Source organism: Pseudomonas sp. IAC-BECa141 (genome assembly GCF_020544405.1).
GTDB lineage: Bacteria > Pseudomonadota > Gammaproteobacteria > Pseudomonadales > Pseudomonadaceae > Aquipseudomonas.
In genome coordinates, this window is the sequence record NZ_CP065410.1 from 2,099,997 (window position 1) to 2,115,655 (window position 15,659).

The 15,659-nt window shown below is 64.0% G+C and carries 1 protein-coding gene; it reads left to right on the top strand.

Going from position 1 to position 15,659, the window contains the following annotated elements; all coding sequences use genetic code 11:
* Positions 1-86: 86 nt before the first annotated feature.
* Positions 87-15,647: a non-ribosomal peptide synthetase gene (locus I5961_RS09635; RefSeq protein WP_227235047.1), complete on the top strand. Its 15,561-nt coding sequence runs from the start codon at positions 87-89 to the stop codon at positions 15,645-15,647.
* Positions 15,648-15,659 lie beyond the last annotated feature (12 nt).

Consider the following 15,659-nt stretch of genomic DNA (forward strand, 5'->3'; position numbering starts at 1 on the left):
TCATTCGCTAATTTTTCCGGTGTGCATTCGTTTTATAGGGACGACGTGCCTTTGTGCTTCCTGCCTACTGATCCGGATGCTGAGAAATGAATGCTGAAGACTCCTTGAAACTTGCTCGCCGGTTTATCGGGTTGCCCCTGGAAAAGCGCCAGATGTTCCTCGCGGCCCTGCAAAAGGAGGGCGTGGATTTCGCCCGTTTCCCGATTCCCGCCGGGATCGAGGCCGACGATCGCCAGGCGTTGTCCTACGCGCAGCAACGGATGTGGTTTCTCTGGCAGCTGGATCCGCATAGCGGCGCCTACAACTTGCCGGGCGCGGTGCGCCTGACCGGACGGCTGAACCTGTCAGCGCTGGAGCAGGCATTTGCTGCGCTGGTGGAGCGACATGAAACCTTGCGCACGGTGTTCCAGCGCCAGGCGGATGACAGCCTGCTGCAAGTGCCGGCCCCGACCACCTTGAACATCCAGCACGAAGATTTCAGTGCGCTGCCGGCCACCGAGCGCGAGCAGGCTGTCGTGCGTGCCGCCGAGCAGCAATCGGTATTGCCGTTCGATCTGGCGGTCGGGCCGTTGCTGCGGGTGACGTTGCTCAAGCTCGCCGAACAGGAGCACGTCTTGCTGCTGACCCTGCACCACATCGTTTCCGATGGCTGGTCGATGAATGTGCTGATCGACGAATTCATCCGCTGCTATGACGCCTTTGACGCCGGCCAGTCGCCCGCGCTGGCGGCCCTGCCGGTTCAGTACAGCGATTACGCGCTGTGGCAGCGTCGCTGGCTGGAGGCTGGCGAGCAAGCGCGGCAACTGGAGTACTGGCAGGCGCAGCTGGGCGACGAGCATCCGGTGCTGGAACTGCCGCTGGACCATTCGCGTCCGGCCATGCCGAGCTATCGCGGTACGCGCTACGAGTTTGCCGTCGACGGCCCGTTGGCCGACCAGTTGCGCACCACCGCGCAACAGCATCAGGTCACCTTGTTCATGTTGTTGCTCGGCGCGTTCAATGCGCTGCTGCACCGTTACACGGGGCAGACCGATATCCGTGTCGGCGTGCCGATTGCCAACCGCAATCGCGCCGAGATCGAAGGCCTGATCGGTTTCTTCGTCAACACCCAGGTGCTGCGCACCCAGATCGATGGCCAGACCCGCGTCGATGCGTTGTTGCAGGCGATCAAAGAGACGGCGCTCGGCGCCCAGGCGCACCAGGATCTGCCGTTCGAGCAACTGGTCGAAGCGCTGAAACTGGAGCGCAGCCTCAGTCACACGCCGCTGTTCCAGGTGATGTACAACCACCAGTCGCAGGTGGCCGATATCGCCGCCCTCGGCACCGCGTCGGGCCTGGTGCTCGACAGCCTCGACTGGCAAAGCCGCACCACTCAGTTTGACCTGACACTCGACACCTACGAGAAGGGCGGCAAGCTGCACGCCGCCCTGACTTACGCCAGCGATCTGTTCGACGCGCCGACCATCGAGCGTATGGCGCGCCACTGGTTGCGTCTGCTCAAGGCCATGGTCGCTGATCCCGCGCAACGCGTTGGTGAACTGCCATTGCTGGACGCAGATGAGCAGCACAGGCTGGTTCATGCCTGGAACGCGACAACAGCGGTTTATCCGACCGGGCAACCCGTTCATCAATTGATCGAAGCCCAGGTGGCCCGTACCCCGGATGCACCGGCGCTGGTGTTCGGCGAACAAACCCTGAGCTACGCGCAACTGGATGCGCGAGCCAACCAACTGGCTCATCTGTTGCGTGAGCAAGGCGTGCGCGCCGACAGCCTGGTGGGGATCTGCGTCGAGCGTTCGCTGGAAATGGTGATTGGCCTGCTGGCGATTCTCAAGGCTGGCGGCGCCTATGTGCCGCTGGATCCGGAATACCCGCAAGAGCGCCTGGCCTACATGATCGAGGACAGCGGCATCACCTTGCTGCTGACCCAGAGTGCGCTGCTGTCGTCGCTGCCGACTGCCGGGGTGAAAGTGATTACCCTCGATCAGGAAGCCGACTGGCTGGATCGCTACAGCGAAAGCCGTGTCGAGGGCGGCGTCGATCCGCAAAACCTCGCGTACGTGATTTACACCTCCGGTTCCACCGGTAAACCCAAAGGCGCCGGCAACAGTCATGCGGCGCTGGTCAACCGGTTGTGCTGGATGCAGGAGGCTTACGCACTGGATGCCAGCGATTCGGTGCTGCAGAAAACCCCGTTCAGCTTTGACGTGTCGGTCTGGGAGTTTTTCTGGCCGCTGCTGACCGGTGCGCGTCTGGTCGTGGCAGCGCCGGGCGCGCACCGCGATCCGTCGCTGTTGATCGAGACCATCAACCGCTACGGCATCAGCACGCTGCACTTTGTCCCGTCGATGTTGCAGGCGTTCATTCATGAGCCGGGCGTCGAGGCCTGTGTCGGGCTCAAACGGATTGTCTGCAGCGGCGAAGCGCTGCCGCTGGACGCGCAACTGCAAGTGTTCGCCAAACTGCCGAATGCCGGACTCTACAACTTGTACGGCCCGACCGAAGCGGCCATCGACGTCACCCACTGGACCTGTGTCGACGAAGGCGCCGACAGCGTGCCGATCGGGCGGCCCATCGCCAACCTGCGCACCCATGTGCTCGACGCCGAACTGTTGCCGGTGCCGAGCGGCGTGGCGGGTGAGTTGTATTTGGGCGGAGCGGGGCTGGCGCGCAGTTATCACCAGCGTCCGGCGCTGACCGCCGAGCGTTTTGTACCGTGCCCCTTCCACGAAGGCGCGCGCCTGTACCGCACCGGTGACCGGGTCCGCCAGCGTGCCGACGGCGTCATCGAATACCTCGGGCGTCTCGACCATCAGGTGAAGCTGCGTGGCTTGCGTATCGAGCTGGGCGAAATCGAAACCCGCCTGATGCAGCATCCGCTGGTGCGCGAAGCGGTGGTGCTGGTGCAGGGTGGTAAACATCTGGTCGGCTACCTGGTGCTGGAAACCGCTCAGGCAGACGAACAGTGGCAACAGGACGTCAAGGCCTGGCTGCTCGGCAGCCTGCCGGAATTCATGGTGCCGACTTACCTGATGACGCTGGCCAGGTTGCCGGTCACCGCCAACGGCAAGCTGGATCGCAAAGCCTTGCCGCAGCCGGATGCCGCGCCGCAGCAAGCTTTTGTCGCGCCGCAGGATGCCATGCAGAAAGCCTTGGCGGCGATCTGGGAAGACGTGCTCGGTTTGCAACGCGTGGGTCTGGAAGACAACTTCTTCGAGCTGGGCGGCGATTCGATCATTTCGATTCAAGTGGTCAGCCGCGCGCGGCAGGCCGGGATCCGTATCAGCCCGCGCGATCTGTTCCAGTATCAGACCGTGCGCAGTCTGGCGCTGGTCGCGATCCTCGACCGTCACAGTTCGGTGGATCAGGCGCCGGCCACGGGCGAAGCCTTGTTGGGGCCGATCCAGCAGCAGTTCTTCAGCCGCGCGATGCCCCGGCGTGAGCACTGGAACCAGTCCCTGCTGCTGACCCCGCGCGAGGCGCTGAATGCTCAGTGGCTCGACGCCGCGTTGACCCATGTGATCAATCATCACGATGCCTTGCGCCTGCGTTTTGTCGAGGGTGCCGAAGGCTGGCAGCAAGCGTACGCCGCACAGGTCGAACGCGCTGACCTGTGGCAGCGCACGGCCGAAACGGCCGAGCAACTGACCGCCCATTGCGACGAAGCCCAACGCAGTCTTGATCTGGGCAACGGGCCGTTGTTGCGTGCCGTGTTGGTGAGCATGGCCGATGGCACTCAGCGCTTGTCGCTGATCCTCCATCACCTGGTGGTCGACGGCGTGTCCTGGCGTGTGTTGCTGGAAGATTTGCAGCAAGCCTACGAACAGCTCGCGGCGGGCGGTGGCGTGCAATTGCCGGCCAGGACCAGCGCGTTCCAGAGCTGGACTGCGCGCCTGAGCACCGAGGCTGCGCGCTTCGACGATCAACTGGCTTACTGGAAAGCCCAGCACAACGGCACACGGGATCTGCCGTGCGAACGTCCTGGAGGCAGCCTGGAAAACCGTTTCGGGGAAAAGATCGAATGGCGTCTGGACGCCGAGCGCACGCGCCAATTGTTGCAACAGGCACCGGCGGCGTATCGCACGCAAGTCAACGATCTGTTGCTGACGGCCCTGGCGCGGACCATCAGTGGCTGGAGCGGGCAGCCCGGCACCCTGATTCAACTGGAAGGCCATGGTCGTGAAGACCTGTTCGACGACATCGACCTGACGCGCACCATCGGCTGGTTCACCAGCCTGTTCGCCGTCAATCTGGTGGCGACCGAGGATCTCGACGGTTCGATCAAGGCGATCAAGGAACAACTGCGTGGGGTGCCGGACAAAGGTCTGGGTTATGGCGTGCTGCGTTATCTGGCCGCGCCGTCGGTGCGCGAAGAACTGGCCGCATTGCCTGCGCCGCGCATCACCTTCAACTATCTGGGGCAGTTCGACCGTCAGTTCGATGAGCAGGCGCTGCTGGTGCCATCCGCCGAGTCCGGCGGTGTCGCCCAGGATTCACAGGCGCCGCTGGACAACTGGCTGACCGTCGAAGGCCAGGTCTACGGCGGCCAATTGAGCCTGAGTTGGGGCTTCAGTTCGCAGATGTTCGACCGTGCCACCGTGCAAAGCCTGGCTGATCGCTACGCGGCCGAACTGACGGCGCTGATCGAGCACTGCTGCGCCCTCGACACTGCGCAAGCCACGCCATCGGACTTCCCGCTGGCGCGCATCAGCCAGGCGCAACTGGATGCGTTGCCGGTCGCCGCTGCTGTCATCGAAGATGTCTATCCGCTGTCGCCGATGCAGCAGGGCATGCTGTTCCACACCCTGTATGAGCCGCAGGCCGAGGCGTACATCAGCCAGATGCGTCTGGACATTCAGGGCCTCGATCCGCAGCGTTTTGCCAGCGCCTGGCAAGCGGCGCTGGCGCGTCATGACGTGCTGCGCAGCAGCTTCCACTGGCAAGGCCTGGACAGCGCCCATCAGGTGATCAGCCGTCAGGTGCAACTGCCGCTGCAAGTGCTGGACAACACCGACACCGATGCGCTGGCCGAGACGGAGCGGGCGCAGGGTTTCGAACTCGACTGCGCGCCGCTGCTGCGCCTGAAACTGGTGCGCACCGGCGACGATCACTGGCATTTGATCTACACCAGCCACCACATCCTGATGGACGGCTGGAGTAATGCCCAGTTGCTCGGCGAGGTGATTTCTCACTACGCCGCCGGGCGCTCACTGCCGGCACCGGTCGGGCATTACCGCGATTACATGGGCTGGTTGCAGCAGCAATCGGCAGACGCCGGCAAGGCGTTCTGGAAGGCTGCGCTGGCGCCGTTGCAGGCGCCGACGCTGCTTGCCGATGCCCTGCGTCCGCCCGTGGGCGGCCATGGCACTGACGAACATCGCGAGGTGATCGACGAAGCTGCAACGCGGCGTCTGGGCGAGTTCGCCCGTCAGCAGAAAGTCACCCTCAACACGTTGCTGCAAGCGGCCTGGAGCCTGTTGCTGCAACGCTACACCGGGCAGGATTGCGTAGCGTTCGGCGCCACAGTGGCCGGTCGTTCGGCGCCGCTGCCGGGCATCGAGCAGCAACTGGGGCTGTTCATCAACACCTTGCCGCTGGTGTGCAACCCGCGCCCGGATCACCGCGTCGGCCAGTGGCTGAGTGATCTGCAAGCGCAGAACCTGGCTCTGCGCGAGTTCGAACATGTGCCGCTGTACGACATTCAGGGCTGGGCAGGGCAGCAGGGTTCGGCGCTGTTCGACAGCCTGCTGGTGTTCGAAAACTTCCCGGTCGCCGAGGCGCTGAAACAGGGCGCTCCGGCCGGGTTGACCTTCGGCAACCTGCACAACCACGAACGCACTCACTATCCGCTGACGCTGGGTATCGAACTCGGCGCCACGCTGAGCCTGGAGATGAGCTACGACGCTGCGCGATTCAGCGCCGCCCAGGTGCACAGGCTCTGCGCCAACCTGCGCCACTTGCTTGAGCAACTGATCGCCGACGCCACAGATTGCCTCGGCAACCTGACGCTGCTCGATGAAGCCGCCACACACGCCATGCTCGCCCACTGCCGGCCACCCGCGCTGCTGCTGCAGCACACCGGGCTGGTGCACGAGCGTATTGCCGCGCAGGCCAAAGCCACACCGCAGGCCCTGGCCGTACAGTGCGGTGACCAGCGCCTGAGCTATGACGAACTGAACCGCCAGGCGAATCGCCTGGCCCACCGTCTGCTGGCCAGCGGTGCGGCGCCGGGCAAACGTGTCGGCCTGGCGCTGCGCCGTGGCCCGCAAATGATCGTCAGCCTGCTGGCGGTGCTGAAAACGGGCGCCGCCTACGTGCCGCTTGATGCCAACTACCCGGCCCAGCGTCTGGCCTACATGATCGAAGACAGCCGGGTCGATCTGCTGCTCGACGAATCCGCTCTCCTGCAAGACGTGCCGCTTGCGGCGGGCCTGGAGTATTTGCAACTGGGCGACCTCATCGAAACGCTGGACGCTTACCCGGACAGCGATCCGCTGAATCACGCCACGGTCGATGACCTGGCCTACGTGATTTACACCTCGGGCTCCACCGGTCAGCCAAAAGGCGTGGCGATTGCTCACGCGGCGCTGCGCGAGTTCTGCCAGACCGGTGCCGAGTATTCGGCGCTGAGTGCCGATGATCGCGTGCTGCAATTTGCCACCTTCAGCTTCGACGGTTTTGTCGAGCAGTGTTACCCGCCGCTGTGTGTCGGCGCGGCGCTGATCATGCGCGGCGACGAACTCTGGGATGTGATCCGGTTGGCGGACGAGATCGTCGGCCATGGCGTGACGCTGGCGGACTTGCCGGCGGCTTACTGGTTCTTGCTGGCGCGTGAATGCGCTGGCGGCAACATCGCGAGTCTGGGCGCGTTGCGCCAGGTGCATGTCGGTGGCGAAGCCATGTCGGTCGAAGGCCTGCGCCTGTGGCACGAAGCAGGGTTGAGCCACGTGCGCTTGCTCAACACCTACGGTCCGACCGAGGCGACGGTGGTGTCGAGCGTTCACGACTGCCGCCTGAGCGATGCCAGCGACACCTTCGGCATTCCGATTGGCCGGGCCATTCCCGGCCGCGCGTTGTACGTGCTCGACAGCGCCGGGCATTTGTTGCCGGCCGGTGGCGTCGGCGAGTTGTGCATCGGCGCGAGCGCCTGTCTGGCCCAGCAGTATTTCGATCGTCCGGCCCTCACCGCCGAACGCTTCCTGCCAGACCCGTTTGCCAGCGAGGCGGGGGCGCGTCTGTATCGCAGTGGCGACCTGGCGCGTTACAACGAAAGCGCTGATCTGGAGTACGCCGGACGTATCGACCACCAGGTGAAGATTCGTGGCTTGCGCATCGAGATGGGTGAAATCGAAGCCTGCCTGCAAGCGCAGGAGGGCGTGCGCGCCGCGGCCGTGATCGCTCAGGATTTCCCGGGTGGCGCGCAACTGGTGGCTTACGTGGTGCCCGAAACAGGCACCGAACCTGCGACCGCGCAGGCGCAGTGGCTGGACTCGCTCAAGGCTTCGCTGCAACAGGTACTGCCGGATTACATGGTGCCGGCGCACCTGCTGGCGCTGGACGCATTGCCCCTGAACAACAACGGCAAACTTGATCGCACCGCGCTGCCAAAAGTCGAGCTGAGCCAGGCCCGGTGCGTTCATGCAGCGCCGCAAACCTTGCTGCAAGTGCAGCTGGCGCAGATCTGGGAAGCCGTGCTGGAGTCCGGCGCGGTGGGGCTCAACGATCACTTCTTCGAACGAGGCGGCCATTCGCTGCTGGCCACCCAGGTGATTTCCCGGGTCCGCCAGACACTCAAAATTGATGTGCCGATGCGCACCCTGTTCGAGCAACCGACGCTGCAAGCCTTTGCCGCCGCCTGCGCCACCCTGCAACATAGCGAAAGCGTGCCGATGACGGCGCTGCAACGCGGTGATGCACTGGCGTTGTCTTATGCCCAGGAGCGGCAGTGGTTCCTCTGGCAGCTGGAGCCGGACAGCGCCGCTTACCACGTGCCAAGTGCGCTGCGCTTGCGCGGTGCGCTGGACATCGCCGCGTTGCAGAACAGCTTCAATCAACTGGTGGCGCGTCACGAGCCGTTGCGCACCACGTTCCGTCAGGACGACGAGCGCACTGTGCAGGTGATTCATGCGCAGGGCCAACTGACGATTGAACAGCACAGCCTCGACGCCGAGGACACTCTTTCGAACTGGGTGCAGGCGCAGATTCGCCGGCCGTTCGATCTGCTGAACGGGCCGCTGCTGCGCGTCAGCCTGCTGCGTCTGGCGGCGGATGATCACGTGCTGGTGATCACTCAGCACCACATCGTTTCTGACGGCTGGTCGATGCAAGTGATGGTGCGCGAACTGATGGCGATGTATGCCGCACAACGCGCCGGCCAACCGCTCGAACTGCCCGCGCCGGCGCTGCAATACGCCGATTTCGCGCAGTGGCAACGGCAATGGATGGAGGCGGGCGAGCGTCAGCGTCAGCTCGATTATTGGGTGGGCCAACTGGGCGGCGAACAACCGGTGCTGGAGCTGCCGCTCGATCATTCGCGTCCGGCGGTGCAGAGCTACCGCGGCGCGCGACTGGATGCACCACTGGAATCCGCGTTGAGCATCCAATTGCAGGAGCTTGCCCGACGTGAGGGCGTGACGATGTTCATGCTCCTTTTGGCCTCGTTCCAGACCCTGTTGCACCGCTACAGCGGTCAGGACGATATCCGCGTCGGCGTGCCGATTGCCAACCGCAACCGCGCCGAAACCGAGGGCCTGATCGGCTTCTTCGTCAACACCCAGGTGATGCGTGCACAGTTTGCCGGCGACCTGAGTTTCCGTGATCTGCTGGCGCAGACACGGCAGGCTGCAATGGGCGCCCAGGCGCATCAGGATCTGCCGTTCGAGCAATTGGTGGAAGCGCTGGCGCCAGAGCGCAGCCTCAGCCACAGCCCGTTGTTCCAGGTGCTGTTCAACCACCAGCGCGATGCGGCGCCTGTCACCGATGTGGCGGATTTGCGCATCGAAGGCCTGCCATGGAACAGCGCCACCGCACAATTCGACCTGACCCTGGACACCACGGAAACCGCCGCCGGGCTGATGGTCAGCCTGACCTACGCCAGCGACTTGTTTGAAGCGTCGACCATTGCGCGCCTGTTCGAACATTGGCAGGCATTGTTGCGGGCGATTGTCGCTGAGCCGCAGCAAGCGATCGCCGCGTTGCCGATGCTCGCCGCGCAAGAGCGTCAGCAGATCCTTGAAGACTGGAACGCCACTGCCACCGAATACCCGCTACACCTGAGCGTGCAGCAGTTGATCGAAGCGCAAGTGCTGCGCACCCCGGACGCCCCGGCGCTGAAGTTCGCCGACGAATGCCTGAGTTACGCGCAGCTCAATGCCCGCGCCAACCGCCTGGCGCACAAGCTGATGGCGCAGGGTGTCGGACCTGAAAGCCTGGTCGGCATCGCTGCCGAACGTTCGATCGAAATGGTCGTCGGTCTGTTGGCCGTGCTCAAGGCCGGGGGCGCCTACGTGCCGCTCGACCCGGAATACCCGCAGGATCGCTTGGCCTACATGATCGAAGACAGCGGCGTGCAGCTGTTGCTGACTCAGGCGCATCTGCTCGATGCCTTGCCATTGAGCGGGCAGGTGCAAACCCTGTTGCTCGAGGAATCGCTTGAGGGCTTCGCCAGCGACAATCCGGCCGTGGCGGTCACCGGTGAAAACCTCGCCTATGTGATCTACACCTCCGGTTCCACCGGCAAACCGAAAGGTGCCGGCAACCGTCATGTCGCCCTGACCAACCGTCTGTGCTGGATGCAACAGGCCTATGAGATCGGCGCGGGCGACAGCGTGTTGCAGAAGACGCCGTTCAGCTTTGACGTTTCGGTGTGGGAGTTCTTCTGGCCATTGATGACCGGCGCACGGCTGGTCGTCGCAGCGCCGGGCGATCACCGCGATCCGGCAAGACTGGTGGCGTTGATCAACCGCGAACACATCACCACGCTGCACTTTGTGCCGTCGATGTTGCAAGCCTTCCTGCAGGACGCCGACGTCGCCACGTGCACCCGCCTGCAACGCATCGTGTGCAGTGGCGAAGCGCTGCCGGCGGACGCGCAACAGCAAGTCTTCGCCAAACTGCCGGCGGCCGGGCTTTACAACCTTTACGGCCCGACGGAGGCCGCCATCGACGTCACGCACTGGACGTGTGTGGAGGAGGGCCGCGACAGCGTGCCGATCGGACAGCCGATTGCCAACCTCGGCTGCTACATCCTTGACGACAACCTCGAGCCGGTGCCGACCGGTGTGCTCGGCGAGTTGTACCTGGCGGGCGTCGGCCTGGCGCGCGGTTACCACCAGCGTCCGGCGCTGACCGCCGAACGTTTTGCCGTCAGCCCCTATGGCGATGGCGAGCGGATCTACCGCACCGGCGACCTGGCGCGCTACCGCGCCGACGGCGTGATCGAATACGCCGGCCGGATCGACCATCAGGTCAAGCTGCGCGGCTTGCGTATCGAACTCGGTGAAATCGAAGCGCGTCTGCTGGAGCATGGCAACGTCCGTGAGGCGGCGGTGCTGGTGATCGACGGCAAGCTGCTGACCGCTTACGTGGTGTTGAACGAAGAAAGCGCAGACTGGCGCGACAGCCTGATGCTTCACCTGCACGCCGGACTGCCGGAGTACATGGTGCCCAATCAGTGGCTGAATCTTGCGCAGATGCCGTTGAGCCCCAACGGCAAGCTGGATCGCAAGGCGCTGCCGAAACCCGAATTGGGCGCCGGCAAGGCCGAATACATCGCGCCGCGCAATGAGCTGGAGCAACGTATCGCGGCGGTGTGGGCTGATGTGCTGAAGCTGCCGCGAGTAGGGCTGGGCGATAACTTCTTTGAACTGGGCGGCGATTCGATCATTTCGATTCAAGTGGTGGCCCGTGCCCGTCAGGCCGGCATCCGCTTTACCCCCAAGGACTTGTTCCAGTATCAGACCGTCCAGGCACTGGCAGGCGTCGCGACGCTGGGCGATGGTGCGGGGCCGATCGACCAGGGCCCGGTCAGCGGTGCCACGCCGTTGCTGCCGTTCCAGCAGTGGTTCTTCGCGACGGACATTGCCGAGCGTCATCACTGGAACCAGTCGGTGATGCTCAAGCCGGCGATCTGCATTGAGGCCGATGCACTTGAACAAGCCTTGCAGGCGTTGGTTGCGCATCACGATGCCTTGCGTCTGTCGTTCACTGAAACGAGCGACGGCTGGAGCGCAAATCACCACGCAACAACCGTCAGACACGCGCTGTTGATGCAGGCTTCGGTCAGCGATGAACAACAGTTGCAGGACGCCTGCCTTGCGGCGCAGCGCAGCTTCGACCTGGCTCAAGGTCCGCTGTTGCGTGGCTTGCTGGTGAGCCTGGCCGATGGTTCACAACGCTTGTTGCTGGCGGTGCACCACCTGGTGGTGGACGGGGTGTCCTGGCGGATTCTGCTGGAAGATTTGCAAAGCGCTTATCAACAGCGCATCGATGGCAACCCCCTGCGCCTGCCGGCCAGGACCAGCGCCTTCAAGCACTGGGCCGAACGCTTGCAACAGCACGCGCCGCAACTGGCGGGTGAACTCGATCTGTGGCGCGCACAACTGGCTGATGCACCCGTCGACCTGCCGTGCATCAATCCGCAGGCCCGTCTGCAAAACCGCGATGCGCACACCGTACAGACGCGCCTCGATCAAGCGCTGACCCGACAACTGCTGCAACACGCGCCGGCGGCGTATCGCACTCAGGTCAATGACCTGCTGATGACCGCGCTGGCCCGGGTCATCTGCCGCTGGACGGGGCAGGCTTCGACCCTGATTCAGCTGGAAGGGCACGGTCGTGAAGACCTGTTTGACGACCTTGACCTGAGTCGCAGCGTCGGCTGGTTCACCAGTCTGTTCCCGGTTCGCCTGACCCCGACCGCGTCGCTCGACGGTTCAATCAAGCAGATCAAGGAGCAGTTGCGGGCGATTCCCGGCAAGGGCCTGGGCTTTGGCGTGCTGCGTTACTTCGGTGATGAAGCGACCCGCCGCGAGCTGGCGGCGCTGCCGACACCGCGCATCACGTTCAACTACCTCGGCCAATTCGACAGCCAGTTCGATGACGGCGCACTGTTCGCCCCGGCCAGCGAAAAGGCCGGGGACGAACAAAGTCCGTTGGCGCCGCTGGGCAACTGGCTGGAGCTCAATGGTCAGGTCTACGGTGGCGAGCTGAGTCTGGGCTGGACGTTCAGCCGCGAGATGTTCGATGAAGCGACCATTCAACGTCTGGCGGATGAGTACGCGAGCGAACTGGCGGCGCTGATCGAGCATTGCTGCGCTGCACGCAATGCCGGCGTCACGCCGTCGGACTTTCCGTTGGCGCCGCTCAACCAGCAACAGCTCGATGCCTTGCCGCACGCCGGTGCCGAGGTCGAAGACATCTACCCACTGTCGCCGATGCAACAGGGCATGTTGTTCCACAGCCTGTACGAACAGGGTTCGGGGGATTACATCAACCAGATGCGCGTCAGCGTCGAAGGTCTTGATCCCGAGCGTTTGCGTCAGGCCTGGCAGGGCGCCGTCGATCGGCATGCGATTCTGCGCACGCGCTTCGTGTGGATCTCCGAGCAGGAGCAGCCGCTGCAAATCGTCCAGCGTCGTGCCCAATTGCCGTTCAGCCTGCATGACTGGCGCGGTCGGCCTGACCTGGCGGGAGCGCTCGACGGGCTGGCGCAGGAGCAACTGCAACAAGGCTTCGACCTGTTGCAGGCGCCCTTGCTGCGCCTGGTGCTGGTCCGCACCGGCGATGACCGCTTCGAGATGATCTACACCAGCCATCACATTCTCATGGACGGCTGGAGCAACTCGCAGTTGCTCGGCGAAGTGATGCAACGCTACGCCGGTGAAACCCCGGCCGCGCCGGTGGGCCGCTATGGCGATTACATCGGCTGGCTGCAGCGTCAGGACGGTCAGGCCAGCGAGCGTTTCTGGACGGAGCGTCTGGCCGACCTGGACGAGCCGACCCATCTGGCCCGCAGTTGCCTCGATACACTGGCGACTGCCGGCCAGAGCGGTTACGACCAGCAGACCCATTGGCTGGACCGTGAGCAGACACAACGTCTGGGGGCGTTCGCCCGTCAGCACAAGGTCACCCTCAACACCGTGGTGCAGGCCGCCTGGCTGCTGCTGTTGCAGCGTTACACCGGGCAACCGACCGTGGCGTTCGGCGCTACGGTCGCCGGGCGTCCGGCCGAGTTGCCAGGTGTCGAGCAACAGATCGGTCTGTTCATCAACACGCTGCCGGTGATCGCCACCCCGCGTGTCGAGCAATCCCTCGGTGAGTGGCTGCAAACCGTGCAGGCGCTGAACCTGGCCATGCGCGAATTCGAATACACGCCACTGGCGGACATTCAGCGCTGGTCCGGGCAACGCGGTGAAGGCTTGTTCGACAGCCTGCTGGTGTTCGAGAACTACCCGGTGTCGGAGGCGCTGAACAACGGTGCGCCGCAAGGCTTGCGTTTCGACCAGGCGCGCAGCCAGGAGCAGACCAACCTGCCGTTGACGGTGCTGGTGGACCTGAGCGACAGCCTGTCGTTGCAGTTCGCCTATGCCCGTCAGCATTTCAGCGCAGCGCAGATCGAGCAGATCGCGGGTCACCTGCAGCACCTGTTGCAGCAAATGGCCGACTCGCCCGCGCAACGTCTGCTGGCCGATCTGAGCCTGTTCGATGACGCACAACAACAGGCGATGTTGCACGACTGGAACCGCGCGCCGGCCACCTTTGCGCAAACCCGCACCTTGCCACAGCTGATCGAAGCGCAAGTGCGGCGGGCGCCGCAGGCGATTGCCGTGAGCCTGGGCGAGGAGCAATTGAGCTACGGCGAACTCAACGCCCGCGCCAACCGCCTGGCCCATGCTCTGATCGCGCGGGGCGTCGGGGCCGATGTGCTGGTGGGACTGGCAGCCGAGCGCTCGATCGAAATGATCGTCGGCCTGGTCGCCATCCTCAAGGCTGGCGGGGCTTACCTGCCGCTGGATCCGCAGTACCCGGCCGAGCGCCTGCAATACATGATCGAAGACAGCGGCATTGCCTTGCTGTTGATGCAGCCGGGTGTGCTCGATCATCTGGAGGTTGCCGAGCGCGTCGAAACCCTGCTGCTGGGTGATGACAGCCGCTGGCAGGATCAATTGGCAACCGATCCGCAGGTCTGGGCCGACAGCGCCAGCCTCGCTTACGTGATCTACACCTCGGGCTCCACCGGCAAGCCGAAAGGTACGCTGCTGGCTCACGACAACGTGCTGCGTCTGTTCGAGGCCACGCAGCCCTGGTTCAACTTCGGTGCCGAGGATCGCTGGACGCTGTTCCACTCGTACGCGTTTGACTTTTCGGTCTGGGAAATCTTCGGCGCACTGTTGCATGGCGGGCGTCTGGTGATCGTGCCGCACAGCGTCAGCCGCTCGCCGCAGGAGTTCCATGCGCTGCTGTGCCGTGAGCGCATCACCGTGCTCAACCAGACGCCGTCGGCATTCAAGCAACTGATGCAAGTCGCTTGCGATGCGCCGCAGGTTCCGCAACTGTCGTTGCGTTACGTCGTGTTTGGCGGTGAAGCGCTGGAAGTGCGCAGCCTGCGTCCATGGTTCGAACGCTTCGGCGATGCCGCGCCACAGCTGATCAACATGTACGGCATCACCGAAACCACGGTTCATGTGACCTACCGACCGTTGACCCTGGCCGATCTCGAACAGGATGCCGGCAGCCCGCTGGGCGAGCCGATCCCGGATCTGGGCTGGTACGTGCTCGACGCCGACCTGAAACCGGTGGCCAAGGGCTGCATCGGCGAGTTGCACGTCAGCGGTGCCGGGTTGGCACGCGGTTATCTCAAACGCGCCGACCTCAGCGCCTTGCGTTTCGTGCCGAACCCGTTCGCTGGCGACGGTGCGCGGCTGTACCGCACCGGTGACCTGGCGCGCTATCGCGCCGATGGCCGGATCGAGTACGCCGGGCGCATCGACCATCAGGTGAAGATCCGTGGCTTCCGTATCGAGCTGGGTGAAATCGAGGCGCAACTGTTGGCGCTGCCGCAAATCCGTCAGGCCGTGGTGCTGGATCAGCCTGGCGCCGGCGGCGTGCAGCTGGTTGCGTATCTGGTGGCCGATCAGTCGGTCGACCTTGACCAGCAGGGCCAGTGGCGTGAGCGCCTGCGCCAGGCGCTCAAGCACAACTTGCCGGATTACATGGTCCCGGCGCACCTGTTGCTCCTCGACAGCCTGCCGCTGACCGCCAACGGCAAGCTTGATCGCAAGGCCCTGCCACAACCGGACGCCAGCCTGCTGCAAAACAGCTATGTGGCGCCTGAAACTGAACTGCAACGGCAGGTCGCCGGGGTCTGGGCCGATGTCCTGAAACTGGAGCGGGTCGGCCTGACAGACAATTTCTTCGAGCTCGGCGGTCATTCGCTGCTGGCCACGCAGGTGGCCCTGCGTCTGCGTGAGTTGCTGGGCTTCGAAGTGCCGTTGGCCAGCCTGTTCGCCAGTGCCGACCTGGCGGCTTTCAGCGAAGCCGTACAAGCCCTGCAACCCGATTTGCAGCCCGTTCATGATGTTTTGGCTAAATCCTTGGAGGCTCTCAATCGTTTATCAGCAGATGAACTTGAAAAACTGATTTCCTGAGAGGACCACGGC